The sequence below is a fragment of the Pseudoxanthomonas sp. genome, assembly GCF_035999195.1.
Classification (GTDB): Bacteria; Pseudomonadota; Gammaproteobacteria; order Xanthomonadales; family Xanthomonadaceae; genus Pseudoxanthomonas_A.
Map to the genome: position 1 here is coordinate 1,931,023 of NZ_DASYGY010000009.1, position 25,431 is coordinate 1,956,453.

Below are 25,431 nucleotides of genomic sequence, written 5' to 3' on the forward strand. Positions count from 1 at the left end.
GCCGCCTCACTCGACCGGCGGACCTTCCGGTTCCAGCGACTTCACCAGCACCGCCGCCTGGGTGCGGCTGTGGCATTCCAGTTTCTTCAGGATGGCGGTGACATGCACCTTCACCGTGTTCTCGGCCAGGCCTAGCTCGTGCGCGATCTGCTTGTTGAGCAGGCCGTCGGCCAGGCACAGCAGCACGCGGAACTGCTGCGGCGTCAGCTGCGCCAGCCGCGCGGCGAGCGCTGCGTCCTGCTCCGAGCGTTCGACCGTCAGCGGCGGAAACCACGCGCCGCCGTCGAGCACCGCCGCCACCGCCTCGCCGATGGTCTCGGCCGGCGAGGACTTGGGAATGAAGCCCGCCGCGCCGAACTGCTGCGCGCGCCGGATCACCCGCGGATGTTCGTTCGACGAGATCACCACCACCGGCACTTCTGGATGTTCGCCGCGCACATGCAGCAGCGCGGAGAATCCGTGCGCGCCCGGCATGCTCAGGTCCAGCAGCACCAGGTCGGTGTCGGGCCGCGCCTCCAGGGCCTGGCCCAGGCTGGCGGCGCTGGCGGCTTCGGTCACCGACGCGCCGGGCAATGCCTCGCGCAGCGCGTGGATCACCGCGGTGCGGAACAGCGGGTGGTCGTCGGCAACGAGGATGGCGGGCGCGCTCATGCCGCCAGTGTGCCATCGGCACGCACGGGCGCGGCTAGCACTTTGTCGCTAGGGCCGGGCCGGCGACCGAGGCATCGGCGGGAATGCCGGCATCGCGGTGTGTGGCTCACGACAGCGTGGGCGCGTCTTCCGACAGCTTGTCCAGGCGGATGCGGTTGGCGAACAGCGAGAACGCCAGCATGCCGGCCAGCCCGTTGGCCCGGCTCACCCAGTCGGGCAGCCAGCGCGGCGCCGCCAGCACGCCGGCCTCGAACATCGGCTCGAACGTCGCCACGTCCTCCAGCGTCATCTTGCCGGCGAACAGCCGCCGGCACAGCCGCAGCCGGTCCTGCTGCAGGGAACGGCGGAAGAACGTGTGCACGCCGATCAATCCGCGCAGGTAGACCGTGTCCTTGGTGAACGCCGCGCCGCCCGACGTGGGCACGCCGCGGAACACGCGCTGCGCTGAGGAAAAACTCTCGGCCGGGTTCTGGCCCGCATCGGTGAAGTAGCGGAACACCTCGATGAAATCGGCGCCGGCCAGCGCCATCGCCACCGCTTCGATGCGCAGGCTGATGCGCTTCATCCGTTCGATGTCGATGCTGCCGGTGATCTGCTCGGCGAACGTCGCCAGTCCTTCCTGGGTGGCGGTGACGCGCGGCGAGGCCAGCGCCAGGCTCGGCAGCACGGTCTGCTGGCGACCGTTCAGCGCGGTCAGCGAATGCACCAGTGCTTCGTGCTGCAGCAGCTGGCGGCGGTCGTAGTCGCTGAAGGCGGCGCCGTGGCGAAGCCGGATGCGCGTGGCGCCGGCCGCGGCCTTGGCGATCAGCTGGCGGTCCAGTTCCACGGTGATGACGCGGCCGTCGAAGAAATCGTCCAGGTCGGCCTGCAACTGCAGCTGCAGCGCGGTGGCGGACACCGGCACCTGTTCTTCCGGCGCCAGCAGTTCGTGGTCCAGCTCGTTGGCGATGGCGATGAAGTGGCCGGCCGCGTCGCGCGTGGTCGGCCCGCCGCCGGGCAGGCAGGCTTCCGGCGTACCGAACAGCGCGATCGAGTGCGTGGTGACGGCCGAGGTGCCCAGCGATTCCAGCAACTGGGCGGCGATGTCCCAGCTGTGTACGGAATCGCGCAGGTAGCCGCCCAGCGGATGCTGCGCGTCGGCCGCGGCGGCGATGGCGGCCAGCTCGCGGCGCGCCTCGCCGAAGTCCAGGCGCGGATACGCGATCACCGGCAGCTGCGGCTGTCCGCGCGCGAATCCGTCGAGGAACGGCGCCTGCACGTCCGCCGGCCAGCTCGCCAGGCTGAGCAGCTTGATGCCGCGCACGGCCTTGACCAGGCGCGCATCGAGCGCGGCGTGATGGGCGATGTCAGGCTGCATGGGGCTCCTCCCTGCCGCCACTCTAGCGCGCCGGTCCGCACAAGCGGTGGAAGCTCGACTATGCTCGGGGCTCTTCAACGGTTGCGGGGGCAGCATGCTGGAGCTCGATGCAGTGCAGACGCTGGCCTTCGCCGGCCTGGCGCTCCTCCTGGGTTATGCGCTCTGCCGCGTGGTCCCGCTGTTCTCGAAGTACAACCTGCCCGCGCCGGTGATCGGCGGGCTGGTGGTGGCGCTGGCGGTACTGGTCGCGCGCCGCTACGAGGTGACGCTGTTCACGCTGGACACCAGCCTGCAGACGCCGCTGATGATCGCCTTCTTCACCACCATCGGCGTCAACGCCAGCGTGGCCCTGCTGAAACTCAGCGGCCGGCAGGTGGTGATGTTCCTGCTGTTGGCCAGTGCGTTCGCCGTGGCGCAGAACCTGCTGGGCATGGCGGTGGCGATGGGCTTCGGCCTGCATCCGCTGTTCGGCGTGCTGGCCGGGTCCACCACGCTGACCGGCGGCCCGGCGACCGGACTGGCGTTCGCGCCGCTGTTCGAACAGGCCGGCGTGGAAGGCGCCGCCACGATCGCGGTGGCGGCCGCGATGGCCGGCATCCTCTGCGGCGGCCTGCTCGGCGGGCCGGTGGCCACGGTGCTGATCCGCCGCCACAAGCTGTACGGCGGCGTGCGCCTGGGCGCACCGGACGAATCCTCGGCCGAACCCGCCGGTGCGCGCGACACGGTGGACTTCGCCACGCGCGAGCACGCCGCGCTGAAGAGCATCGTGGTGATCCTGGTGGCCATGTGGGCCGGCGCCGGCGTCAGTCAGGGCCTGGCCGCGATCGGCCTGACCCTGCCGGCCACCGTCGGCGCGATGATGGTCGGCGCGGCGATCCGCTACCTCGACGACCGCACCGGCTGGATCGGCCTGCCGGTGGCGACCACCGACCTGATCGGCAACGTCTGCCTGGCGCTGTTCCTGGCGGTGGCGCTGATGAACCTCAAGCTGTGGGAACTGGCCGGCCTGGCCGCGCCGCTGCTGGTCAACCTGGTCCTGCAGGTGGTGCTGGTGGCGCTGTTCTGCGGCGTGGTGTTCCGGGTGATGGGCCGCGACTACGACGCGGCAGTGATGGGCGGCGGCTTCATCGGCTTCATGCTCGGCACGACCGCCAATGCGATGGCGGTGATGCGCACCCTGGTCGAACGCTACGGCATGGCCCCGCGTGCGTTTCTCGTCGCACCGCTGGTGGGTGCGTTCTTCATCGACTTCACCAATGCGCTGATCATCACGGGGTTCATCAATCTGTGGGATTGAAGCGGCCTTTGCTCTCGTAGAGCGGAGCTTGCTCCGCTGATCCTCGAACCGTCACCCTTGAGGCCAGACATCGCGCAGCCGAGCAAGCTCGGCTACGACGGGCTATCGCTTCCCGTACTTGTCCGTCAGCCGCCTGTTCAACGCCTTGTTCTGCACCTTGGCATTCGCCTTGTCGGCCAGGCGCGAAGCGAGCTTGTCGGCCGCCGCGGCGACTTCGTCGCGCAGCTTGAGGTAATTGAGGAAGCGGCCTTCGTCCAGTTCCTCGCGTTCGATCGCCGCGCGCACGGCGCAGCCGGGTTCGCGGTCGTGCGAGCAGTCGCGGAATTTGCACTGCTCGGCCAGCGCCTCGATGTCGGCGAAGCCGCCGTCGGCCAGGTCTTCCTCGCCCGTGGGCTTGAGCTCGCGCATGCCGGGCGTGTCGATCAGGCAGGCGCCCGCCGGCAACGGAATCAGCGCGCGGTACGTGGTGGTGTGGCGGCCGCGCGAATCGCTCTCGCGCACTTCGCCGGTCTTCATGCGCTCGTCGCCGAGCAGGGTGTTGGTCAGCGTGGACTTGCCCGCGCCCGACGAGCCCACCAGCACCACGGTATGGCCCGGCGCCAGCCACGGCGCCAGCTGCGCGACGCTCTGGGGGTCCTTGGCGTTGACGGTGAACACCGGCACGCCCTGCGCGGTGAGGTCGGCCAGCACCTCGATCGCGTCGTCGGCGTACTCGGTACGGTCGGCCTTGGTCAGCACGACGACCGGCTGCGCACCGCCACCGCCGACCAGCAGCAGGTAGCGCTCGATGCGGCGCGGATTGAAGTCGGCATCCAGGCCGCAGACGATGAACACCGTATCGATGTTCGCCGCGATCACCTGCTGGTGGTAATGCTCGCCGGCGGCACCGCGCTTGATGCCGGTGTGGCGCGGCAGCAGCGCGACGATGCGCGGGCGCTTCGACGCCGCGTCTTCCAGTAACACCCAGTCGCCGACGGCCGGGCGCTCGTGGGCGGGAAACCGCGGGCGCTGCCACTCCGGCAGCGATTCGGCCTTCACCCCCACGCCGGGCGCATCGGCGACCACGTAGCCGGAGCGGTGCTGCTCGCTCACCCGCGCCGGAGTGGCGTGCGGATGCGCGGCCATCGCCTCGCGCCATGCCGCATCCGTCGGTTCCCCCGTGTACGGCCAGCCGATGGCGCGTAGAAGGGTGACGTCGGACACGTTGGGGAGGGGGGTTTCGGGCATGGCGCGCATTCTAGACGCGGGCCGGCGGCAGCGGGCCAAGGCGGGCGAAATATCCGTTAAGCTGCCCCTCCTTCCGTTTTCCGCCCGCCTGCGGTCGCCGCCATGTCCACTCCGCCCGTCAAACCGCTCGCCACCCGCGAGCGCCTGTCCGAAGTCCGCTACGAGATCCGGGGCGAACTGGCACGGCGGGCCCGCGAGTTGGAAGCGCAGGGGCAGAAGCTGATCAAGCTCAACATCGGCAACCCGGGCGCATTCGGTTTCCGCGCACCGGAACACCTGCAGCGCGCGATCGCCGACGACATGGGCCGCACCGACCCGTACACGCACCAGCAGGGCCTGCCCTCGGCGCGCGAGGCCATCGCGGCGGCCTACGCCAAGCGCGGCACGCCGGACGCGCACCCGGACCGCGTGTTCGTCGGCAACGGCGTGTCGGAACTGATCGACCTGTCGCTGCGGGCGCTGCTCAATCCCGGCGACGAAGTGCTGGTGCCGTCGCCCGACTACCCGCTGTGGTCGGCCGCCACCATCCTCAACGACGGCCGCCCGGTGTACTACCGCTGCGATCCGGACAACGACTTCCTGCCCGATCCCAGCGAGATCGAACAGCTGGTGAGTTCGCGCACGCGCGCCATCGTGCTGATCAACCCGAACAACCCCACCGGCGCGACCTATCCGCGCGAGCTGCTGGAACGCATCGTGGCCATCGCCGCGAAGCACCGCCTGCTGCTGATGGTCGACGAGATCTACGACCAGGTGCTGTACGACGGCGCGACCTTCGTGCCGGTGGCGCCGCTGGCCGGCGACGTGCCTTGCATCACCTTCAGCGGCCTGAGCAAGGTGCACCGCGCCTGCGGCTGGCGCGTGGGCTGGGGCGTGGTCTCCGGCCACGGCGACGTGGTGCGCGACTTCCTGCATGCGATGGACCTGCTCAGCGCGCTGCGCCTGTGCGCCAACGTGCCCGGCCAGTACGCCATCGAGGCCGCCGTGAACGGCCCCGACACGATCAGCGCGTTGTGCGGAGCCGGCGGCCGCCTGTACGAGACCCGTCGTGCGGTGATCGAGGCGTGCGACGCGAGCCCGCACCTGGAACTGGTGAACCCGGCCGGCGCGCTGTACGCGTTCCCGGCGGTGATCGGCGATGCCGCGAAGAATTTCGACGACCACGCGTTCGCGCTGGAACTGATGGATACCGAAGGCGTGCTGGTGGTGCCGGGGTCCAGCTTCAATGTGCCCTACCGCCACCATTTCCGCGTCACCCTGCTGCCGGAAGCGGCCACGATGCACGACGTCTTCGCCCGCATCGACCGCGCCCTGTCGCGTCGCGCCGACGCCGCCACCAAGGTCGTGCCGATCAAGGGCAAGTCGCGGCCGGCGGCGGCGTAAGCCGGATGTCGGTCGTGGGGTTGCTGTGGGAGCGACGTAAGTCGCGAGACGGCATCCGGAGGGTCCATCGCGACTTACGTCGCTCCCACAGGCAGGCTCCATGACGACCATCGCCGCCCCCCATACCACCGCCCTCACCACCGAGCTGCGCTACCTGGCGCTCGGCGATTCCTACACCATCGGCGAAGGCGTGGACGACGCTGGCCGCTGGCCGATGCAGCTGGCGCGGCAGCTGCGCATGGAGGGCATCCTTGTTGCTGATCCGCGCATCATCGCCACCACCGGCTGGACCACCGACGAGCTGGAGGCGGCCATCACCGCCGCCGAGCCGCTGGGCGAGCACGATTTCGTCAGCCTGCTGATCGGCGTGAACAACCAGTATCGTGGCCGCAGCGTGGAGGAGTACCGCACCCAGTTCGCTGCGCTGCTGTGGCGCGCCGTCGGCTTCGCCCGCAACCGCCCCGACCGCGTGCTGGTGCTGTCGATCCCCGACTGGGGCGTCACGCCGTTCGCCGCACAGTCCGGCCGCGACCTGGCGCAGATCGCGCGCGAGCTGGATGCCTACAACCTCGCCGCACGCGAGGTCTGCGCGCAACGCGGCGTCGCCTTCGTCGACATCACCCCGGTCAGCCGCGCGCGCGGCGCCGAACCGGCGATGCTCGCCGCCGACGGCCTGCACCCGTCCGCCGCCATGTATACCGAATGGACGCGGCTCGCGTTCCCGATCGCGCATCATTTGCTCGCTTGAGCCCCTCTCCCACCGGCGACCGTAGGAAGTCCCTGCGGGAGAGGGGGGTTGGGGTGAGGGTCGGCGGAGTGGCGACAGTTCGGCGGCCCGCACACCCTCATCCGGCGCTGCGCGCCACCTTCTCCCGAAGGGAGAAGGGTTAGGGACCGCAGGCTGCGCGATCGCCCACGCAGCGTGCGCCATGCGCACGACGCGAGGTGATGGATTCATGCGCAGCGCTGACAGATCCATGCGCCGTGCGCGCAGCGTTTGAGCCCCTCTCCCACCGGGAGAGGGGTTGGGGTGAGGGCTGGCGGAGTGGTGATGGTCCGGCGGCGCGCACACCCTCATCCGGCGCTTCGCGCCACCTTCTCCCGGAGGGAGAAGGGTTAGGGCCCACGGGCTGCGCGATCGCCCACGTAGCGTGCGCCATGCGCACGACGCGTGGATCGACCGCTAACGCATGGACTCTCACCGCGCCATGACCGCCGCGCGTGAACCTGTCATCGCGGGTCGTGCGCACGGCGCACGCTACGCGGCCGCAATATCCGTCATGGGTACCGGATCCGGTTCCGGCAACACGGTGCGATAGCCCTGCGCATCCAGCCACGCCAGCAGCTGCGCCAGGATGGCCACGTTGTGTCCGTGCGCGGCGCCTTCATGCAGCAGGACGATGGCGCCGGGGGCGATGTCGCGGGTGATCCGCGCGAACACGTGATCCGGCTGGCAGTCGACGCCGTCGAAGCCGCGCGCGCTCCATGCCACGCGCGCCAGGCCGTGGCGCTTCAGCGACAGGCCGACGAAGGGGTTGGTCATGCCCACCACGCTGCGGTACCAGCGCGGCGTCTCGCCGGTGATCGCGGTCAGGATCGACTGGTTGCGTCCGATCTCCGCTTCCAGCGCGCCCGGCCCCAGCCGCCAGAACCGCCTGTCCGGATGCGTCGCGCTGTGGTTTCCGATGCCGTGCCCGCGGTCGTGAATGGCCTGCACCACCTCAGGGTGCGCCAGTGCGCGTTCGCCGACCAGGAAGAAGGTCGCCTTCGCCCCATGCCGGTCCAGCAGGTCGAGCATCGCCGGGGTGTCGGCCGACGGACCGTCGTCGATGGTCAGCCACACCACGGCCTCGGCGGTCGGCAGCCGCGACAGGGCCGGGCAGAACACGGTGGCGCGCGGATACAGCGTGGCCCAGACCACCAGCAGGTGCGTGGCCATCATCGCGGGCAGGCCGACCGTCCAGCCGGACCGCCACCACAGCCAGGCCACGCCCACTTGCGACAGCGCCAGCAGGCCCAATATCAGTCCGGGATGGCGCGGCGGACGATGCAGTGTTCCTGGCGTGCTCATGCCCCATGATGCCACGGGGCGTAAAATCCCCTTCCCGCTTACCGGTAGCCGTTCATGTCCCTCGACCCCGCCCTGCGCTCGCGCATCGAATCCCTCTTGCAGTCCAACCGCGTGGTGCTCTTCATGAAGGGCCAGCCGACCATGCCGCAGTGCGGCTTCTCGGCCAAGGCGGTGGGCGCGCTATCGGCGCTGGGCGTGGACTACGCCCACGTCAACGTGCTGGCCGACCAGGAAATCCGCGAAGGCATCAAGGTCTACGGCGACTGGCCGACCATCCCGCAGCTGTACATCGACGGCGAACTGGTCGGCGGCAGCGACATCATCGAGCAGATGACCAACTCCGGCGAACTGGCCACGCTGCTGGGGCTGGAAGCGCCGGACCGTACGCCGCCGGCGATCACCATCACCCCGGCCGCGGCCGGGATGCTGCAGAACGCCGTGGCCGACGCCGGCCCGGGTGCCGCGCTGGCGCTGTCGATCAACGCGCAGTTCCAGCCCAACTTCCAGCTGGCGCAGTTCGACGCCAACGCCATCGCCGCCGAATCCGCGGGCGTGCGCGTGCAGTTCGACCTGGCCAGCGCGCGCCGCGCCGACGGCATCACCATCGACTGGGTCGACGACATCCGCGGCAAGGGCCTGGCCATCGACAACCCGAATGCGCCCAGGCCGGTGCAGGCGCTGTCGCCGATGGACGCCGATGCCAAGGTCCGTGCCAGCGAGGTGCTGCTGGTCGACGTGCGCCCGGCCGACGAGCGCGCCATCGCCTCGGTGAAGCTTCCCTTCAAGACCTTCGACGGCAACGGCCGCGCCGAGCTGGAAGCGCTGCCGAAGGACACCGCCCTCGCCTTCCTGTGCCGCAGCGGCGGCCGCAGCCAGCAGGCGGCGGAAGAGTTCCGCGCGCTCGGCTTCTCGAACGTCCACAACATCACCGGCGGCATCAACGCCTGGGCCGACGACGTGGACGGCACGATCAGCAAGTACTGAGTCGCGTCGGGCAGGACCCGGAAGGGCGGGCTCTGGCCCGCCTTTTCATTTGTTGGGCGCGGCACCTTGGAAGGTGTGGGAGCCTGGAAGGTGTGGGAGCGACGTAAGTCGCGACGGCCCCACCGTTCGCCCCGGTCGCGACTGACGTCGCTCCCACAACGGAAAGATGCCTCGTAGGGTGGGCCCTGGCCCACCTTACTTCACCCGGCGAATCCGCCCGCCGCCAGCCGCGTAGGGTGGGCCTTGGCCCACCGCCACGGAACGCGCACCACGTACCTCGCCCCGCATGGCACCGGTGGGCCAAGGCCCACCCTACGTCAGCCGGAGAACCCGCCACTGGCGAGGTAGTCGCGCTCTTCCTGCGTGGAGATGCGCCCCATCGCCTCGTTGCGATGCGGGAAACGGCCGAAGCGGGCGATCAGGTCGTAGTGCAGCTGCGCGTACTTGATGTAGTTGGCGTCGCTGGTGGCATGGAACAGGTCCAGCGACCGCTGCTGGTCCTCCAGCGCTTCCGAGTGTTCGTACGGCATGTAGAAGAAGATCTTCAGCGCCGGATCGACCTGCGTGTCGAACCCCGCCTCGATGGCCCGCGCGGCGTAGTGACGCGCCAGCCCGTCGGTGGCGTAGGAATGCGCGCTCTGGCGGAAGCAGTTGCGCGGAAACTGGTCCAGCAGCAGGATCAACGCCAGCGCGCCGTCCGCATCGCCCATCCAGCCTTCCAGCTCGCGCCGCGCCGCGCGGAAGTGCAGCCCGCGGAAACGCTGGTCGAACTCGGCGTCGAACGCATCGTCGTTGGCGAACCACTTCTCGTAGCCGGCGTTCTTCCAGAAGGTGATGACGTCGTTGGCTTCGTTCATGGACCGCATCCTACCTCTTAATCTCATCTGGCTTACGGCCAGCCCATATCCAACCCTCACGCATCGCTATTTCCTTCTGCTCCTCGGAAGGGCGGACTGCCTCATGAAGAAGAAACTCTTTGCCTGCAATGGCACAAACGACCGCATCATTGATGTGACCATTGTTCAGCAGATTGACGTCGATGCCCCCAAAGCAACAGTGCTGGGCCAAAACGTCGCTTGATGCATGCTTAAGCCCCCAGGAAAGACGTGTCGCTGCTGGATACACCTCAATTGCTCGCACGCCTTGCCACGGATTTTGGTCCCACGCGAGTTCAATAGAGCGTCCAACGGAGATTGATAGCTCACCGAGAAAATCCAACGCCGACTTCGACGTTCTGGCAATGCGATCAGCACCCACTTCAAGGGGGCGCTTTTTCAATCGCTCGCAAATCTCTTTGTCGGTAAGTCGCTGAAAAAGATCGTTCGCCGAATGGTTGAGCGTGGCACCCGCCTGATGATCATGGAGAGCCTCTCGCAACCTCACTGGCCAGCCTAAAGGTGCATCGAGACAGATTAGGGATTGAGCTTTTCCTTTGATCCATGTTGCGACAACGTCGACCGGCTTGACACTGGACGAGCCAACCTTCGCGTCAACCAACGTTAGGTGTTGTCCGTCAAAAGAGCCGAGGGCCATTCCCACTTTTGACGGCTTTGTTGCGCAATCAACCCCTACAACAGTGATGGGGTTGTACAGCTCGCTGACCACTGCTCTACTCACTCATCGAACCGAAGATGCCGCACCGACTTCCCATTGCGGCGGATCAACTTCAGCGCCTCGATGCCCACGGTGATGTGGTTCTCCACGAACGAGGAACTGACCTTCGCGTCGCTGGCTTCGGTCTTGACGCCTTCCGGGATCATCGGCTGGTCGCTGACCAGCAGCAGCGCGCCCACGGGGATGCGGTTGGCGAAGCCGGCGGCGAAGACGGTGGCCGTTTCCATGTCGATGGCCATGCAGCGCATCGCGCGCAGGCGCTCCTTGAACGCGGTGTCGTGCTCCCACACGCGGCGGTTGGTGGTGTAGACCGTGCCGGTCCAGTAGTCGTGGCCCAGGTCGCGGATCATCGTGGACACCGCGCGCTGCAGCGCGAACGCGGGCAGCGCCGGCACTTCCGGCAGCAGGTAGTCGTTGCTGGTGCCCTCGCCGCGGATCGCCGCGATGGGCAGCACCAGGTCGCCCAGCTGGTTCTTGCGCTTCAGCCCGCCGCACTTGCCGAGGAACAGCACCGCCTTGGGCATGATGGCCGACAGCAGGTCCATCATGGTGGCGGCGTTGGGGCTGCCCATGCCGAAGTTGATCATGGTGATGCCGTCGGCGGTGGCGCTGGCCATCGGCCGGTCCAGGCCCACGATGGGCGCACCGGTGAGCTGCGAAAACACGTTGAGGTAGCCGCCGAAATTGGTCAGCAGCACATGCTCGCCGAACCGGTCCAGGGGCACGCCGGTGTAGCGCGGCAGCCAGTTGTCGACGATCTCGCTCTTGTCCTTCATGGAACCCTCTTTTTCTTGTTGTTGTGCGGCGATTCTGGCACGACTGCGACGCACGCACTTGGCAAGCGGCGGCTCCGCCGGTTAGGTTCCCGGTCTGTTCCGGGGGATACACCATGCGAATGACCTTGCTGGCCGGGCTGGTCCTGGCCTCACTGGGCGGTAGCGCCCTGGCCGCCACACCGACGTCCCGCTTCACCCAGGATCCCTACCCCAGCACCTACACGCCGCTCGCGTCCGGTCCCGTGCTGCTGGCCAACGCCACCGTGCTGACCGGCACCGGCGAACGCCTGGACGGCGCCGATGTGCTGCTGGCCGACGGCAAGGTGGCGGCGGTGGGACGCGGCCTGTCCGCGCCCGAAGGCGCCACGCGCATCGATGCGACCGGCAAGTGGGTGACGCCGGGCCTGATCGACGTGCACTCGCACCTGGGCGTATACCCCAGCCCCGGGGTGAAGGCGCACAGCGACGGCAACGAGATGACCGCGCCGGTGACGGCGAACGTGTGGGCCGAGCATTCGATCTGGGCGCAGGACCCGGGCTTCCACACCGCGCTGGCCGGCGGCGTGACGTCGATGCAGATCCTGCCCGGCTCGGCCAACCTGGTCGGCGGTCGCGGCGTGACGCTGAAGAACGTGCCGTCCACCAGCTACCAGGGCATGAAGTTCCCGGGCGCGCCGTGGGGCCTGAAGATGGCCTGCGGCGAGAACCCCAAGCGCGTGTACGGCGGCAAGGCCGGCCCGGCCACGCGCATGGGCAACGTGGCCGGGTACCGCGCGGCCTTCATCGATGCCAGCGAATACCTGAAGAAGAACGCGCCCAAGCCGCAGCAGCCGAAGAAGAAGCGCTGGTGGGAACGCGCCAGCGGCGACGACAAGGCCGACAGCGGCGGCGACAGTGGCGGCAAGCGCGACCTGAAGCTGGACACGCTGGCCGGCGCGATCAACGGCGAGATCCTGGTGCACATCCACTGCTACCGCGCCGACGAGATGGCGACGATGCTCGACCTGGCGAAGGAGTTCGGCTTCAAGGTGGCCGCGTTCCACCACGGCGTGGAGGCGTACAAGCTGGCCGACCGGCTGGCGCAGGACGGCGTGTGCGGCGCGCTGTGGGCCGACTGGTGGGGCTTCAAGATGGAGGCCTTCGACGGCATCCAGGAGAACATTGCGCTGGTCGACCGTCCCGCCAACGGCTGCGCGATCGTGCATTCGGATTCGGACGAGGGCATCCAGCGCCTCAACCAGGAGGCGGCGAAGGTGATGGCCAACGCGCGCCGCGCCGGCATGGGCGAGATCGCGCCCGAGCGCGCGATCCGCTGGGTGACCAGCAATGCGGCCAAGTCGCTGGGCATCGCCGAGCGCACCGGCACGCTGGAGGCCGGCAAGATGGCCGACGTGGTGGTGTGGAACCAGAATCCCTTCAGCGTGTACGCCAAGGCCGAGCAGGTCTACATCGACGGCGCGCGCCTCTACGACCGTAACGACCGAAGCAGGCAACCGGTGTCGGACTTCATGCTGGGGCAGGAGGTGATGCCGTGAAGCGCATCCATGATCTTTCCTCCCGTCATCCCGGCGCAGGCCGGGACCCAGCGACTTTCGATGGGTGCTGCGGTACTGACAGCAAAAGGCACTGGGTCCCGGCTTTCGCCGGGATGACGGTGAGATCACTCGCCGTCGCAATCGCACTGGCGTCGACCTCTCTCACCGCCTTCGCCCAGAACATCCTGATCCGCAACGCCACCGTGCACACCGCCGGTCCGCAGGGCACGTTGAAGAACGCGGACGTGCTGGTGCGCAATGGGGTGGTGCAGGCGGTCGGCACGGGGCTGGCCGTCGCCGGTGCGACGGTGGTGGAGGCGAACGGCCGTCCGCTGACGCCCGCGTTCTTCGGCGGCATCACCGAGATCGGTGTGGAGGAAGTGTCCGGCGAGTCGTCCACCGTCGATGCCGCGGTGACGCTGGAAGACCAGCCGATGCGTCCCGAGTTCGACGTGACGCTGGCCTACAACCCGGCGTCGGTGCTGATTCCGGTGTCGCGGGTGGAAGGCATTGGCTTCACGTTGCTGGCCGCGTCGACCGGCGGTTCCTTCATCGCCGGCCAGGGCGGGGTGATGCGGCTGGACGGCAGTGCCGATCCGGTCGGTCCGCGCGCGCTGTTCGTGCGGCTGGGCAGCGGCGGTGCGGAGCTGGCCGGCAAGTCGCGCGCGGCGCAGTGGATGCTGCTGGACCAGATGGTGGCCGAAGCGCGCGGCCGCGTGCCGGTGGATTCGCCGCATGCGCTGCTGACGCCCGCAGGCCGCGCCACGCTGGCGCGCTACCTGGCCGGCAATGGCCGCATCGTGGCGCAGGTGCACCGCGCGGCCGACATCCGCCAGTTGCTGCGCTGGGCGCAACGCGAGAACGTGCGCATCGCCATCGCCGGCGGTGCGGAAGCGTGGAAGCTGGCGCCGCAACTGGCGCAGGCGAAGGTGCCGGTGTTCGTGGACGCGCTGGCCGCGCTGCCGGCCGACTTCGACCAGATCGGCGCGTCGCTGGAGAACGCGGCGCGGCTGGATGCCGCCGGCGTGAGCGTCAGCTTTTCGCAGGCCGGCGACGCCTCGCACAACGCACGCAAGATCCGCCAGCTGGCGGGCAATGCCGTGGCCAACGGCCTGCCATGGGAAGACGGCCTGGCCGGACTCACGCGCGTGCCGGCGGAGGCGTTCGGCGTGGGCGACCGCGTGGGCATCATCGCGCCGGGCAAGTTGGCCGACCTGGTGTTGTGGAGCGGCGATCCGCTGGACGTGGCCCACACGGCGGAACAGCTGTGGCTGGGCGGACGGGCCATTCCGATGCGCTCGCGCCAGACCGAACTGCGCGACCGCTACCTGCAACAGGCCGGACCGCTGCCGCGCGCGTACACGAAGTAGGCGCGGCGCCTCAGTCGACGGTGGCGTCCACGGGCGCCTGCAGGCGCTCGCCGCCATGCGCCGGCGCGTCCTCGGCGACGACGCGGTCGCCGCCGGCGCGCTTGGCCACGTACATCGCCTGGTCGGCGCGCGCGATCAGCGACGCCACGGTATCGCCGTCGCGCGCCTGCGCGGCGCCGATGCTGGCGGTCACGTGCACGGCCACGCCCTCCACATGCGCGCAGTCGTGGCGGATGCGCGCGCAGACGTCTTCGCCGATGCGCATGGCGGTGCGCAGCTCGACGCCGGACAGCACCAGTACGAACTCCTCGCCCCCCAGCCGGCCGAGCTGGTCGCCGTACTGGAACTGCTGGCTGACCGCGCGCGTCACCGCGCGCAGGCAGGCGTCGCCGATGGCATGCCCATGGCGGTCGTTGACCTGCTTGAAGTGGTCCAGGTCGATGAACAGCAACGAGACCGGGATGTGTTCGCGCAGGCGTTCGATCAGCGCCCAGTCGAGACGGTGCTCGATCGCGGCGCGATTGAGCATGCCGGTCAGGCCATCGCGCTCGGCATGCGCCTTGGCGCTGTCGCGCTCGCGGCGGAAGGTCAGCATGCGGTCGGCCAGGCCCAGCGCGAGCACGACGGCGGTGAACGCCAGTACCCACGGCAGGCCGTATTCGAGCCACGGTTCGGGCCGTTCGCCGCCGCTGAAGCGGAACGCGCGCGTCATGGTGAAGACCAGCAACGGCACCCAGGCGATCAGCACGTAGGCGGCGTGGCGCTGTCCTCGCCACCAGGCCACCACCAGCGTGACCAGCGCGACGGCATTGGTCAGCAGGAACAGGGCGTTGGCGACGCTCGGGAACCAGGCCTTGTCGGCGGGCCACGGCGACAGCAGCAGCACGAGCGTGGCACCGCAGCCGTAGACGCCGATGGTGCGCATCGCCAGGGAGAGCCGCGGCGCGGCCTGGCGCAGGGCGGCGTAGTCCAGCCACAGCAGCACCAGCAGGATGGTGGCCAGCGTGCCGGAGAGCCAGATGCCCTGCGCGCCCAGGCCCGCCAGCACCGACAGGCCGGGCCAGGCATACGCTTCGCCGTAGGAGCACATCGCATACAGCCACTGGAACAGCATGGCGCCGGCGTACAGCAGGTAGACCCGCTCGCGCAGCATGGCCCAGAACAGCAGCATCACCATCGACACGCCCAGCACCATGCCGATGGCCGGCAGAACCAGGCGCACGTGCCACAGGTCGGCAGCCGCGTAGGCGGGGGCGGATTCCACCGCGATCCGCAGCGGATAACGCGCGCCTTCCACCTTCACGTCGACCGGCCCGTCGCCGGCCAGCGGGAACACCAGCGCACGCCGGCTGTAGCGGGGATCGAGGTCGGGACGGAAGATGTCCTGCCGTAGCGGCGGGCCGCCGGCGGGGTCCTGCACGGTCACGCGCGCGGTGTACGGGTGGTAGAAGACCAGCAACGGCTCGACAACGCCGGGCCGCGGATGCACCCGCCACTCGCCGTTGCCGACCGCGCGCACCTCGGCGGCGGCGCCGTCGAAGCGACGTTCCGAAAACAATCCGGCACGCTGCCCGGCCTGCTGTTCCAGCGCCCCTGGCTGGATGCGGTCGATCCGCGCGATGTCCTGCCCACGCGCGCCCACCGGCAGCAGGGCCAGCAGCAGCAGTAACCACCCCCACCGCTGCGTCATGTTGCCCCTTCCCTATGCGGCGAGTGTCGGGCCGGGTCCCGGACGGAACAAGCCATGGCCGGATCGATCTGTGACCCGGCTCACACAAGCAGTGCGGGCTGTACCCCGTCGCGCACCTGACCATCGGCTCGTTTTGCGAGCGGACCGGCGCCCGGAAAGAGTGACGCGCCGCACACTTCATGCGTTTATCCAGCGACTTGCCCGCTGTTCTCCGCTAGTTTTCCGGCGTTGGCTACATATGCACATGCGACGAATGCCGGGAGGGGCTAGATGCGCATTGGAATCGTCGTGGACTCGGCGTGCGACCTGCCGCTCGAGTATCTGGAACAACACAACATCGTCATCCTGCCGATCACCGTGCGCATCGGCGAGGCCGTGCTGGCCGACCATCGCGACGAGCAGGCCACGCTGAGCTTCCTGCACGCGCACGTGGCCGAGCGCGGCCACGAGGCCGAGACCACGCCGTTCACCGTCAACCAGATCCGCGACCTGTTCCTCGGCCGGCTGGTGATCGACTACGACCACGTGTTCTGCATGACGATCACCAAGACGCGCTCGCCGATCCACGAGAACGCGATGCAGGCCAGCTTCGCCATCCTCAACGACTACAAGCCGGTGCGGCAGGCCGCGGGCCACAACTCGCCGTTCGCCCTGCGCGTGATCGACACGCAGAACCTGTTCGCCGCGCAGGGCATCACCGCTGTGGAAGCCGTGCGCATGCGCGACGCCGGCGCCGGCGTGCAGCAGATCCGCGAGCGCCTGGAGGAACTGGCCAACAACACGCACGGCTACATGATCCCGCGCGACCTCTACTACCTGCGCAACCGCGCCCGCACCAAGGGCGACCGCAGCGTCGGCCTGCTCAGTGCCGCGCTGGGCAGCGCGCTGGACATCAAGCCGGTGCTGTACGGCCATGCCGGCAACACGGAGCCGGTGGCCAAGATCAAGGGCTTCGAGAATGCGGTGGAACAGATGTTCAAGTTCACCGGCAACCGGGTGATGGCCGGCCTGATGACGCCCACCCTGTGCCTGAGCTACGGCGGCGAACTGTCGGAACTGCGCGCCCTGCCCGGCTACCAGCGCCTGCGCGACATCTGCGAGAACAACAAGGTCGAGGTGTTCGAGAGCGTGATGAGCCTCACCGGCATGGTCAACGTGGGCAAGGGGGCGGTGGTCGCCGCCTTCGCCGCGCCGCCGGCTCCGTTCAAGGTGGCGTAACGGCCGGCTAACGCGCCGGCGATACGCTATCCCCCGGGTTTCAACCGGGGGTGCCATGGCCGTCCGTTACTACATCAGCCTGCCCGATCCCGGCCGCGCACGCGGCGGCGATCCGGCTTTCAGTTTCGACGCGCATGGCGCGGACGAGTTCGCCGCGCAGTTGCAGCACGCGCTGCGCACCAGCCAGCTGTTCGAGCGCTGGCGCGCGCGGCAGGAAGAACCCGACGAAGTGGATCCCGGCCTCGGCGTGACCGACGACGGCGCCACCGTGCGCGGACAGCAGGACGACCTGAGCATCCTGCTGGTGGCGACTTCGTCGATTCCCGGCCAGGTGCTGAAGCATCGCCTGCGTCTGCTGGCCGGGCACGCGTGGGAGCTTCGCGACGTCTCGGCCGCGTGAGCGGCGCGCGACTGCCGGTCCTGCTTGCGTGGAGCGGCGGCAAGGACGCGGCGTGGACGCTGCACGTCCTTCGCCAGCGCGATGATGTCGAGGTGGTCGGCCTGCTGACCACGATCACCCGCGAGTACGACCGCGTCTCCATGCAGGGCATCCGCCGCAGCGTGCTGCACGCGCAGGCCGGCGCCACCGGCCTGCCGCTGATCGAGGCGATGATTCCAGCCGCCTGCGGCAACGACGACTACGAACGCGCAATGGCCGATGCCTTGGCCGACGCCGCACGACGCTGGCCCACCCTGCGCACGGTGGCGTTCGGCGACCTGTTCCTGGAAGACATCCGCACGTACCGCGTGCGCCACCTGGCCGGAATCGGCTGGGAGGCGATGACGCCGCTGTTCGGCGCCGACACGGCGGCGCTGGCGAAAGAGATGATCGAAGGCGGCTTGACCGCGCACCTGTGTTGCGTGGATACGCGGCAGCTCGACGCCCGCTTCGCCGGCCGTGCATTCGATGGAACCCTGCTCCGCGCGCTGCCACCCACCGTCGACCCCTGCGGTGAGAACGGCGAATTCCACACCTGCGTGTCGGCCGGCCCGATGTTCGCCACGCCACTGACGCTGACCCAGGGCGACACCGAACTGCGCGACGGACGCTTCGCCTACACCGACTACACGTAGCGTGCGCCGCGCGCACGTGGGCACGGGTGTCGGATCGTTGCGGTCATGCGCATGGCGCACGCTACGCATCGTAGGGTGGGCCTTGGCCCACCGTCGCCATCACGGGGGAGGCAATGACCCCGACGGCGGGCTTGAGCCCGCCCTACGCGTGGAGCGCCTTCGCGTGGTGCGCGATGTGCTCGCCGATGAAGCTGGCGATGAAGTAATAGCTGTGGTCGTAGCCAGGCTGCAGGCGCAGCGTCAGCGGATGGCCTGCGACGTCGGCTGCCGCCTGCAGCAGTTCCGGCTTCAACTGGGTCTGCAGGAATTCGTCGGCGTCGCCCTGGTCGACCAGCAGCGGCAAGCGTTCCGGCGCTCCGGCGATCAGGGCGACGGTGTCGTACGCCTTCCATGTCTCGCGATCTTCGCCGAGATAGGCACCCAACGCCTTCTCGCCCCACGGCACCTGCGAAGGCGCGACGATCGGCGAGAACGCCGAGATGCTGCGATAGCGGCCGGGATTCTTCAGCGCGATCATCAATGCACCGTGCCCGCCCATCGAATGACCGCTGATCGCGCGCGCGTCGTTGACCGGAAAGTTCGCCTCGACCAGCGCCGGCAGTTCATTGACGAGGTAGTCGTACATCCGGTAGTGCGCGGCCCACGGCGCCTGTGTGGCATTGACGTAGAAGCCGGCACCCTTGCCGAGGTCGTAGCCGTCGGCATCGGCCACGTCATCGCCCCGGGGACTGGTATCCGGCGCGACCAGGATCACGCCATGCTCGGCGGCGTAGCGCTGCGCGCCCGCCTTGGTGATGAAATTCTGTTCGGTGCAGGTCAGGCCGGACAGCCAGTAGAGCACCGGCAGGGTCTGCGTTGCGGCCTGCGGGGGCAGGTAGACGGCGAACCGCATCGTGCAGCCGAGGGTGCGGGATGCGTGTTCGTAGACGTCCTGCCAGCCGCCGTGCATGGCGCGGTGTTCGATGCGCTGGAGTGTCATGGTGGTTCCCGTGTTCTCTTCTCCCGCCGGGAGAAGGTGGCGCGAAGCGCCGGATGAGGGTGGGCGAAGCGGGAAGGGCGAACATCCGTGGACGCTGCAGCAGGCGCGAGGTCCGAGCGCCGCGAAGCCGCCGGACCCTCATCCCAACCCCTCTCCCGAAGCGAGAGGGGCTCGAGCGTCAGTAATGCACGACCGACCGGATCGACTTGCCCTCATGCATCAGGTCGAAGGCGTCGTTGATGTCGTCCAGCGGCATGGTGTGCGTGACGAACGGCGCGAGTTCGATCTCGCCCTTCATCGCGTCCTCGACCATGCCCGGCAACTGCGAACGGCCCTTCACCCCGCCGAACGCGGTGCCCATCCACTTCCGTCCCGTCACCAGCTGGAACGGGCGCGTGCTGATCTCCTGTCCCGCGCCGGCCACGCCGATGATGACGCTCTGGCCCCAGCCGCGGTGCGCGCATTCCAGCGCGGCGCGCATGACGTTGACGTTGCCGATGCACTCGAAGGAATGGTCGACGCCCCAGCCGGTCATCTCGACGACGACCTGCTGGATCGGCTTGTCGTGGTCCTTCGGATTGACGCAGTCGGTCGCGCCGAACTGGCGGGCCATCTCGAACTTCGACGGATTGGTGTCGATGGCGATGATGCGGCCGGCCTTCGCCTGGCGTGCGCCCTGGATCACCGCCAGGCCGATGCCGCCCAGGCCGAACACGGCGACCGAATCGCCTTCCTGCACCTTGGCGGTGTTGTGCACGGCGCCGATGCCCGTGGTGACGCCGCAGCCGAGCAGGCAGACGTGCTCGGGATTCGCCTCGGGATGGATCTTCGCCAGCGACACCTCGGCGACCACCGTGTACTCGCTGAAGGTGGAGCAGCCCATGTAGTGGTACAGCGGCTGGCCTTCGTAGGAGAAGCGAGACGTGCCGTCCGGCATCACGCCCTTGCCCTGCGTGGCGCGCACCGAGGTGCACAGGTTGGTCTTGCCACTCGTGCAGAACAGGCATTCGCCGCACTCGGCGGTGTACAGCGGGATCACGTGGTCGCCCGGCTTCACGCTGGTGACGCCTTCACCCACTTCCACGACGATGCCGGCGCCTTCATGGCCCAGCACGACCGGAAACAGGCCCTCCGGATCCTCGCCCGACAGGGTGAACGCATCGGTGTGGCAGACGCCGGTGTGGGTGATCTTCACCAGCACTTCGCCCTTCTGCGGCGGGGCGACATCGATCTCGACGATCTTCAGCGGTTCGCCTGCGGCGAAGGCGACGGCGGCACGGGATTTCATGGGCGGCACTCCTGCTTGCTTGAAAGGGGCTTACTTGAGATAGGACCGCACCAGCGCGACGGCGGCATCGATGCCGGCCTGGCGCCGTTCGGGCGTCGAGGCGGGATGCGCGAACTCCTCGCGCAGGTGGCTTTCCAGGATTTCCGACATCAAGCCGTTGACCGCACCGCGCACGGCGGCGAGCTGCTGAAGCACGGGTGCGCAGTCGGCGCCTTCCTCCAGCGCGCGCTCCAGCGCATCCAGCTGACCGCGGATGCGCCTCACGCGCGTGAGCGCTTTCTTCTTGTCGGCGGGCGAATGCGGCATGGCGACGACCAACTATAGTGGGGGGGAGTATAAGGGGACTCACCCACAAAACAAGATCGGGATTTTCCCGTGAACGGAAGACCATAGTTGCGACCAAAGGGCCCAACTATGGTCAATCCGGGAGGACCAAACTATGGTCCACGACCGTTGACAGGCGCTGCTATAGAGCTCGGTATCGCGGGGTCAGTTCTCTTGGCGGGTTCAGGCGGTGATACCGAAGCTGCCCCCGATTGAGAGGTAATTGGACTCAGCTGACGGCGCCTGCCCGACCTGACAAAGTGTCGCAGGCCTCAGATGTGCTTTCGGCCATAGCTGAAGATCTACTGGGGCCTTACGTTAACGGCCTACTCCGCCGATGTCGGGGTGACGCGCTTCTGATTCCTGACTAATCGCTCCGCTCGTTGAATACGGACGCGCTCTTTCAATTCCATGAACGCCAGGGGCAGGAATACTGGGATGGTGACGAGCAGGTCGATGAAGGGCGATGTCCCGTGCCAAACGCCAAAAACGCTTAGCAGTAACGGGCTGCAGGCCAATGTGTACATGACCATGTAACGACCCAGATAAACCAGCTTCCGCGCTCTACGCCGCCAGGCCAAATGGTACGGCGCTTTGAACTGCAAAGAATCGTGGGGAGTTATGGTCCGGAGATGTTCCAACTACTTGAAACCAAGTGAGTAATCGTTGCTGGCCTGGGACGGATTCTCCAGGCCCCACAAATATTTGAGCGTCCGGTATTCGAGCGTTGAATTTCCAGTCAGCGCATGACAGCCGCGCTGCTTCAGAAATTCTGAGTCTGAGGGTACTGTTCGCAGGTCACCCATGAATTCGCGCGCGAAACAATAGTCCTCGCGCAGTTGACTGCGTCTGGCCTTAAGCAGTCCTAGGATCGTTACCCATGCTGTGATGCCGCCAAAGCCTATTGCGGAAAGCTTTGCTGCTACCTCAACGTCCATCCGTTCTCCTACTACCGTTCGGATTCCTCAAGCTCCCCGCCTGACGACTGATGGTAGGTTTAGGCGACCTGACCACGCCAACGAGAATAGTCCAGATCTCAGCGAGGCAGTGTTTGAGGATGGGGGACTGAGTCTCTAGCCGGGCCGAATGTCCGATGCGCGCCCGCGGCAGGAGTAGACTTGTCCAATTGGGCCGCTAGGGTCGTGGATCAGATATGAGCAGGCAAGTCGATTACAGGCTGTATGACCTGGCACGTTCGGCCATTCTCACGCGCATGTCAGGTCTAGGCCATGAGCAGGAAAAAGCACGCCAGCGCCAAGAAAATGCTCAGGTGGACGAATTTCGGGCAAAGAAGCTGGCGCTGTGGGTGGAGCTGCAAGAGCTTACGCCCCGCGAGCCCAAGATCTGTGCAGCGGTTGTAAGCAAATACTCCACCGATATGCTGCGCGCCCAGCGCGTTCTTAACCATTTGAAAAACCTTCAGACGCCCTAGTCCGTTCCGACACGCGCCCGCGGTCGAGACACGGCCGGAATTGCGCAACCTGGTGGGCTCTGAGTGGAGAGTTATACCCCCGCGGGCTCGTTTCCAAAGCAAATGCAACTCGCCTAGAATGCTTCCACTTGATTTAGGCTAGCCGTCAAGGGGCCCGTCTTGAGTCGTGACGGGAAGCGGCTATCTTTGGGATGTTAGAGGTCATCTGCGAGGGAGCGCATGGCCCTGGAAAATGCTGCTACCTCTGGCACGGACCCGAAAGCTGCCAAGGCTGCGCTTACTCGCGCCTTGGACGAGCTCATAGCTCACTTTGAGCGCGAATCTCTGGCCCTGCCGCCAACAGATGCAGCGATCAAACAGTGGGCCCATCAGTCGGTCCAACTGGCCCAACAGATTCGGGATGTGCCGTGGCACGGCAAGAGCGCGTTGATTCGGCGCTTGCAGCGCTTTCAGCTGCAGCTGCAGCTGCGGCAAACCCGGCACGCCAGACGGCGCCTGATTTCCGACCGCACCCTCTGGGAGGGCGTTTACACGCCCAACGCGGGCGAAGCGGCCGATGCGCTCAAATTTGCTCGCCATCCGCTGGCTCACGCCATTCAGGGGCTGATTTCTGCATCGTTGCCCGTGGCGGCGGCACTTCCTGCCGACCCGGTGCTGGACCTTCCCGTTGACCGCGTGGCAGAGCCACCTGCTGCGGCTGTAGAGCCCATCACGCCGCAGGCTCGCAAGCCCACTTGGCGCAAGCTGTCCCCCACGCCCCGCACCGCAACGCACTCAACCCGCGCCGATCCGGTCATGGCGTTGGAGGCTCGGCTGGCGATCCCGGACAGTCTCGACCGGGCTAGAACGGTGGCCATCGACTGGCTCGCCCGCAAAGGGATAAGAGTCGCCGACGGCGGACAAGACGGCTTCGAATTACGCTCCGCCGATGGCAAGAACACGGCCATAGCGGTGGCGTGGGCAGGGGTGTGGGCCCTGCAGGTGGAGACGGCTGATAGCAGCCTGCCGGGCCGGCGTTGGCGCGTAGAGATGGTGTTGGTACAAGCTCAACCTACGCCAGGGGTGGCCATCCGCCTCACGGCGATCGCGCACGCTGATCAGCCTCCCCCGCCGGTCAGCGTACCGGGCCTGGTCCCCGACCTCATCGCTGAGGTTGGCCTGCTCGACGTAGAGGCCAACGAACAGTGGTTTGCAGAGGCAACGGTCGTAGACAGCGTTCCGGCGCTCAAAGCGATGCTGAATTCGCTGGAATCGCCACGCCGCCGGTGCCCTGCAGTGGTGTTGTCCAAGTACTACCGGGATAGCCCGGTCACCTTCCTCGTCCCGGCAAAGCTCAAGCGCCTGCGAGGGCTCGCCAAGGTCTGCGTCATCTCGCGCGAAATGAGCTGGCGCCTGACGGACGCACTTCTCCTGTTCCTTGGCGGCGGATATGCGGGTTCTCGCTTGCGACTGCACTTGGATCGTCGCCAACCAGTAAGATGACGCATTCCTCAAGCCGACTCGCATAGCGGCGCTGCCTGCCACGGATCAGGTACGCGATTAGGCGAGATGAGGCCCTATACTGACCCGAAGCTGATCGAAGCGATCTGCCTAAGTCAGCCGACGCCGAAGTACTGGCTACTTTCGTTATCGCTGTGCTTCATGGGATGGCGGTACAGACCAAAGCCAGCCTTCGGCGTCCGATGCTGGCAGTCTCGCAGATCAAGCGCTATCAAGCTGGCTATCTGCAAAGTCCGAATCTTAGTAGACGCGGCTCCCGCGTCTAACGTTTGAAGGTCCGATGTCCGCTTTAGCTCGGAAGCTGCCGTGACTATTGAGCACCTCAAACCATGCTCAGCGCAGCGTGAGCCGCGCTGAGCCGGCGCTGTCTGCCCTGAAGTGCAGCGCTAGACATTGCCCCGAGGAGAAGCAGTAGCCGTCTGCAGCATCGAAAGGCATCGCTCTCTGATTTCCCAGTAGGAGTTCACGATCGCAAGCTTTAGTTCCCGGCTGAGCTTCTTATCGTCAATGGCTTGGCGCGCAACCCTCTCACGCGTCAGCGAGTCGGCCGTCAAGCGTCCATCTTTACCAGCCAACCTAGAGATCTTTGCAAAGGCCGCATCGACGCGCTGTTGCACCTCCTTTTCTTTTGATCTCGCGAGGCAGGATAGACCGTACCGTCGCCAGTTAGCCGTTCGATAGCGAGCTTCAGCATGTTCGCTTAACCCAAGCTCCTGGGCTAGAAGCCACAGGGAGGGCAACGGCCGGCTATTAGGGGACTCTATAAGCTCGCTGAGGAGGGCTTCAAACACCTGCGAGCGAACCTTTCTGCTATCGACCCTTAGATCGATGAGCCGGAAGGTCTCCCACATAGACAGGAAAGGCTTAGATGAGCCCCCTAGCGGGTCATGGAGAGCTTCACACAGCCGGACCCCCTGCAGCGCGCACATGTTAAGCAAGAGCTCGAAGTCGAGCGAAGGAGCATTTGTTGCGGCCCCCACCCTGGCAACTACTTGCCTTGCTTTCTCTGATGCATCATCAGCCAAGAGAACTCCCGTTAGGATTGTCGACGCCAGCATCGTGAATGACGAGTCCTTCAATCTCGCCGAGTTCGGGTCGCCACAGAACTGCAAGATGTCGAGCATTTGTGATTGCGCCCAGGCTTGCTCCGACGACATCTTTGACCATGCCCCTTTCCCGCTTAGCGACGCTCTGCAGTGAACACAGTGACGTCTCGATGCGTACGAAATCCTTGTACCTTGCGGCTGGCCGCACCACTGGCATTTCGCAAGAAGAATGCAGTCATGTAAAGGACAGCGGGTCACAAGATGGAAATGCCATGCCAACATCTCATACGAGGTTTCGTGATCCCAGTCCCTCAAGCACACTGGGCACCAGCGCCTTTCTCTTTGAGCCAAACCCCGTAGTCCGCGCTCAGTGATCCCGCCGAGGTTGTAGACAGTGCCGCAGTGCAAACTCTCGACGCCGGTAGCTCTCTTAAGATCTGCTATGGATGACAGATACACATACCCTGGTCCACAGATTGCCGAGACAGGAGGCATACCGCTGGCACGCCAGCCAGCCAAGACATCGCATGCCCGAATCCCGGCAATCCATGTGAGCCTCGCCAAATAGTGATCGAGCGACTCGACCGCACTGGTGCCGAGGCCATGCAGCTCGAG

The 25,431-nt window shown here is 66.9% G+C and carries 24 protein-coding genes; 11 read left to right on the forward strand and 13 right to left on the reverse strand.

Going from position 1 to position 25,431, the window contains the following annotated elements:
* Positions 1–6 precede the first annotated feature (6 nt).
* Together VGN58_RS16055 and VGN58_RS16060 are read right to left on the reverse strand one after the other, a co-directional pair.
* Positions 7–651, reverse strand: coding sequence for a response regulator transcription factor (locus VGN58_RS16055; protein ID WP_327484176.1), 645 nt, complete (start codon positions 649–651; stop codon positions 7–9).
* Positions 652–757: 106 nt separating this feature from the next.
* Positions 758–2,008, reverse strand: a complete 1,251-nt coding sequence (locus VGN58_RS16060; protein ID WP_327484177.1) for a flavohemoglobin expression-modulating QEGLA motif protein — start codon at positions 2,006–2,008, stop codon at positions 758–760.
* A 94-nt stretch (positions 2,009–2,102) separates the two neighbouring features.
* Here VGN58_RS16060 and gltS point away from each other — a divergent pair, with 94 nt between their 5' ends.
* Positions 2,103–3,305: a sodium/glutamate symporter gene (gene gltS, locus VGN58_RS16065; protein ID WP_327484178.1), complete on the forward strand. Its 1,203-nt coding sequence runs from the start codon at positions 2,103–2,105 to the stop codon at positions 3,303–3,305.
* Positions 3,306–3,407: 102 nt separating this feature from the next.
* On the opposite strand, the gene rsgA is transcribed toward gltS, so the two are convergent.
* Positions 3,408–4,541: a ribosome small subunit-dependent GTPase A gene (rsgA, locus tag VGN58_RS16070; RefSeq protein WP_327484179.1), complete on the reverse strand. Its 1,134-nt coding sequence runs from the start codon at positions 4,539–4,541 to the stop codon at positions 3,408–3,410.
* Positions 4,542–4,634: 93 nt separating this feature from the next.
* On the opposite strand from rsgA, the gene VGN58_RS16075 reads away from it, so the two are divergent.
* Both VGN58_RS16075 and VGN58_RS16080 read left to right on the forward strand, forming a co-directional pair.
* Positions 4,635–5,915, forward strand: a complete 1,281-nt coding sequence (locus VGN58_RS16075) for a pyridoxal phosphate-dependent aminotransferase (RefSeq protein ID WP_327484180.1) — start codon at positions 4,635–4,637, stop codon at positions 5,913–5,915.
* Positions 5,916–6,015: 100 nt separating this feature from the next.
* Entirely contained in the window at positions 6,016–6,663 is a 648-nt protein-coding gene (locus tag VGN58_RS16080) for an SGNH/GDSL hydrolase family protein (protein ID WP_327484181.1), read from the forward strand.
* A 510-nt stretch (positions 6,664–7,173) separates the two neighbouring features.
* Here VGN58_RS16080 and VGN58_RS16085 read toward each other — a convergent pair.
* Entirely contained in the window at positions 7,174–8,001 is an 828-nt protein-coding gene (locus VGN58_RS16085) for a polysaccharide deacetylase family protein (protein ID WP_327484182.1), read from the reverse strand.
* Positions 8,002–8,040: 39 nt separating this feature from the next.
* Between VGN58_RS16085 and grxD the strand changes: the two genes are divergently transcribed.
* The gene (gene grxD, locus VGN58_RS16090; RefSeq protein WP_327484183.1) at positions 8,041–8,970 is read left to right on the forward strand and encodes a Grx4 family monothiol glutaredoxin; all 930 of its coding nucleotides are present in this window, start codon (positions 8,041–8,043) and stop codon (positions 8,968–8,970) included.
* A 317-nt stretch (positions 8,971–9,287) separates the two neighbouring features.
* Here grxD and VGN58_RS16095 read toward each other — a convergent pair whose 3' ends face one another.
* The 3 genes from VGN58_RS16095 to VGN58_RS16105 are packed head-to-tail and all read right to left on the reverse strand — an operon-like array spanning position 9,288 to position 11,360.
* Positions 9,288–9,854: a DUF924 family protein gene (locus VGN58_RS16095; RefSeq protein WP_414710807.1), complete on the reverse strand. Its 567-nt coding sequence runs from the start codon at positions 9,852–9,854 to the stop codon at positions 9,288–9,290.
* A complete protein-coding gene (locus tag VGN58_RS16100; protein ID WP_327484185.1) occupies positions 9,838–10,575 on the reverse strand; it encodes a DUF429 domain-containing protein in 738 nt (245 codons plus the stop codon). Before VGN58_RS16100 ends, VGN58_RS16095 begins: the two co-directional genes overlap by 17 nt.
* Positions 10,576–10,583: 8 nt before the next feature.
* Positions 10,584–11,360 (reverse strand): AMP nucleosidase, encoded by a 777-nt coding sequence (locus VGN58_RS16105; RefSeq protein WP_327484186.1) that lies wholly within the window; start codon positions 11,358–11,360, stop codon positions 10,584–10,586.
* 113 nt (positions 11,361–11,473) lie between these two features.
* Between VGN58_RS16105 and VGN58_RS16110 the strand changes: the two genes are divergently transcribed.
* Positions 11,474–12,895 carry an amidohydrolase gene (locus VGN58_RS16110; protein WP_327484187.1) on the forward strand — a complete coding sequence of 474 codons (1,422 nt, stop codon included), beginning with the start codon at positions 11,474–11,476 and terminating at the stop codon, positions 12,893–12,895.
* Positions 12,896–13,014: 119 nt separating this feature from the next.
* Positions 13,015–14,265: an amidohydrolase family protein gene (locus VGN58_RS16115; RefSeq protein ID WP_414710808.1), complete on the forward strand. Its 1,251-nt coding sequence runs from the start codon at positions 13,015–13,017 to the stop codon at positions 14,263–14,265.
* Positions 14,266–14,275: 10 nt separating this feature from the next.
* On the opposite strand, the gene VGN58_RS16120 is transcribed toward VGN58_RS16115, so the two are convergent.
* Positions 14,276–15,955, reverse strand: a complete 1,680-nt coding sequence (locus VGN58_RS16120; RefSeq protein WP_327484189.1) for a diguanylate cyclase — start codon at positions 15,953–15,955, stop codon at positions 14,276–14,278.
* A 270-nt stretch (positions 15,956–16,225) separates the two neighbouring features.
* On the opposite strand from VGN58_RS16120, the gene VGN58_RS16125 reads away from it, so the two are divergent.
* From VGN58_RS16125 to VGN58_RS16135, 3 genes are read left to right on the forward strand one after another with little or no spacing between them, the layout of a single operon-like run.
* The gene (locus tag VGN58_RS16125) at positions 16,226–17,173 is read left to right on the forward strand and encodes a DegV family protein (RefSeq protein WP_327484190.1); all 948 of its coding nucleotides are present in this window, start codon (positions 16,226–16,228) and stop codon (positions 17,171–17,173) included.
* A 55-nt stretch (positions 17,174–17,228) separates the two neighbouring features.
* A complete protein-coding gene (locus VGN58_RS16130; protein ID WP_327484191.1) occupies positions 17,229–17,573 on the forward strand; it encodes a hypothetical protein in 345 nt (114 codons plus the stop codon).
* Positions 17,570–18,247, forward strand: coding sequence for an ATP-binding protein (locus VGN58_RS16135; RefSeq protein WP_327484192.1), 678 nt, complete (start codon positions 17,570–17,572; stop codon positions 18,245–18,247). Before VGN58_RS16130 ends, VGN58_RS16135 begins: the two co-directional genes overlap by 4 nt.
* A gap of 142 nt (positions 18,248–18,389) precedes the next feature.
* Here the strand turns inward: VGN58_RS16135 and fghA are convergent, their stop codons facing one another.
* From fghA to VGN58_RS16155, 4 genes are all read right to left on the reverse strand, one after another.
* The gene (gene fghA / locus VGN58_RS16140; RefSeq protein ID WP_327484193.1) at positions 18,390–19,226 is read right to left on the reverse strand and encodes an S-formylglutathione hydrolase; all 837 of its coding nucleotides are present in this window, start codon (positions 19,224–19,226) and stop codon (positions 18,390–18,392) included.
* A 178-nt stretch (positions 19,227–19,404) separates the two neighbouring features.
* Positions 19,405–20,514, reverse strand: coding sequence for an S-(hydroxymethyl)glutathione dehydrogenase/class III alcohol dehydrogenase (locus tag VGN58_RS16145; protein ID WP_327484194.1), 1,110 nt, complete (start codon positions 20,512–20,514; stop codon positions 19,405–19,407).
* A gap of 30 nt (positions 20,515–20,544) precedes the next feature.
* Positions 20,545–20,820, reverse strand: a complete 276-nt coding sequence (gene frmR / locus VGN58_RS16150) for a formaldehyde-responsive transcriptional repressor FrmR (RefSeq protein ID WP_327484195.1) — start codon at positions 20,818–20,820, stop codon at positions 20,545–20,547.
* Positions 20,821–21,479: 659 nt separating this feature from the next.
* A complete protein-coding gene (locus tag VGN58_RS16155) occupies positions 21,480–21,776 on the reverse strand; it encodes a hypothetical protein (RefSeq protein ID WP_327484196.1) in 297 nt (98 codons plus the stop codon).
* A 215-nt stretch (positions 21,777–21,991) separates the two neighbouring features.
* Between VGN58_RS16155 and VGN58_RS16160 the strand changes: the two genes are divergently transcribed.
* Positions 21,992–22,270: a hypothetical protein gene (locus tag VGN58_RS16160; RefSeq protein ID WP_327484197.1), complete on the forward strand. Its 279-nt coding sequence runs from the start codon at positions 21,992–21,994 to the stop codon at positions 22,268–22,270.
* Positions 22,271–22,489: 219 nt separating this feature from the next.
* On the forward strand, positions 22,490–23,752 hold the full coding sequence (locus VGN58_RS16165) for a hypothetical protein (RefSeq protein WP_327484198.1): 1,263 nt from the start codon (positions 22,490–22,492) through the stop codon (positions 23,750–23,752).
* A gap of 404 nt (positions 23,753–24,156) precedes the next feature.
* Here VGN58_RS16165 and VGN58_RS16170 read toward each other — a convergent pair whose 3' ends face one another.
* The gene (locus VGN58_RS16170; RefSeq protein WP_327484199.1) at positions 24,157–24,894 is read right to left on the reverse strand and encodes a hypothetical protein; all 738 of its coding nucleotides are present in this window, start codon (positions 24,892–24,894) and stop codon (positions 24,157–24,159) included.
* Positions 24,895–25,431 lie beyond the last annotated feature (537 nt).

What these genes read in the sequence shown, in the direction of transcription:
- fghA (WP_327484193.1), bottom strand. Translation starts at nt 19,226, where the DNA reads ATGACACTCCAGCGCATCGAACACCGCGCCATGCACGGCGGCTGGCAG.
- VGN58_RS16165 (WP_327484198.1), top strand. Translation starts at nt 22,490, where the DNA reads ATGGCCCTGGAAAATGCTGCTACCTCTGGCACGGACCCGAAAGCTGCC.
- grxD (WP_327484183.1), top strand. Translation starts at nt 8,041, where the DNA reads ATGTCCCTCGACCCCGCCCTGCGCTCGCGCATCGAATCCCTCTTGCAG.
- VGN58_RS16055 (WP_327484176.1), bottom strand. Translation starts at nt 651, where the DNA reads ATGAGCGCGCCCGCCATCCTCGTTGCCGACGACCACCCGCTGTTCCGC.
- VGN58_RS16095 (WP_414710807.1), bottom strand. Translation starts at nt 9,854, where the DNA reads ATGAGATTAAGAGGTAGGATGCGGTCCATGAACGAAGCCAACGACGTC.
- gltS (WP_327484178.1), top strand. Translation starts at nt 2,103, where the DNA reads ATGCTGGAGCTCGATGCAGTGCAGACGCTGGCCTTCGCCGGCCTGGCG.
- VGN58_RS16155 (WP_327484196.1), bottom strand. Translation starts at nt 21,776, where the DNA reads ATGGACGTTGAGGTAGCAGCAAAGCTTTCCGCAATAGGCTTTGGCGGC.
- VGN58_RS16105 (WP_327484186.1), bottom strand. Translation starts at nt 11,360, where the DNA reads ATGAAGGACAAGAGCGAGATCGTCGACAACTGGCTGCCGCGCTACACC.
- VGN58_RS16125 (WP_327484190.1), top strand. Translation starts at nt 16,226, where the DNA reads ATGCGCATTGGAATCGTCGTGGACTCGGCGTGCGACCTGCCGCTCGAG.
- VGN58_RS16120 (WP_327484189.1), bottom strand. Translation starts at nt 15,955, where the DNA reads ATGACGCAGCGGTGGGGGTGGTTACTGCTGCTGCTGGCCCTGCTGCCG.
- VGN58_RS16160 (WP_327484197.1), top strand. Translation starts at nt 21,992, where the DNA reads ATGAGCAGGCAAGTCGATTACAGGCTGTATGACCTGGCACGTTCGGCC.
- VGN58_RS16170 (WP_327484199.1), bottom strand. Translation starts at nt 24,894, where the DNA reads ATGCTCGACATCTTGCAGTTCTGTGGCGACCCGAACTCGGCGAGATTG.
- frmR (WP_327484195.1), bottom strand. Translation starts at nt 20,820, where the DNA reads ATGCCGCATTCGCCCGCCGACAAGAAGAAAGCGCTCACGCGCGTGAGG.
- rsgA (WP_327484179.1), bottom strand. Translation starts at nt 4,541, where the DNA reads ATGCGCGCCATGCCCGAAACCCCCCTCCCCAACGTGTCCGACGTCACC.
- VGN58_RS16130 (WP_327484191.1), top strand. Translation starts at nt 17,229, where the DNA reads ATGGCCGTCCGTTACTACATCAGCCTGCCCGATCCCGGCCGCGCACGC.
- VGN58_RS16075 (WP_327484180.1), top strand. Translation starts at nt 4,635, where the DNA reads ATGTCCACTCCGCCCGTCAAACCGCTCGCCACCCGCGAGCGCCTGTCC.
- VGN58_RS16060 (WP_327484177.1), bottom strand. Translation starts at nt 2,008, where the DNA reads ATGCAGCCTGACATCGCCCATCACGCCGCGCTCGATGCGCGCCTGGTC.
- VGN58_RS16145 (WP_327484194.1), bottom strand. Translation starts at nt 20,514, where the DNA reads ATGAAATCCCGTGCCGCCGTCGCCTTCGCCGCAGGCGAACCGCTGAAG.
- VGN58_RS16080 (WP_327484181.1), top strand. Translation starts at nt 6,016, where the DNA reads ATGACGACCATCGCCGCCCCCCATACCACCGCCCTCACCACCGAGCTG.
- VGN58_RS16110 (WP_327484187.1), top strand. Translation starts at nt 11,474, where the DNA reads ATGCGAATGACCTTGCTGGCCGGGCTGGTCCTGGCCTCACTGGGCGGT.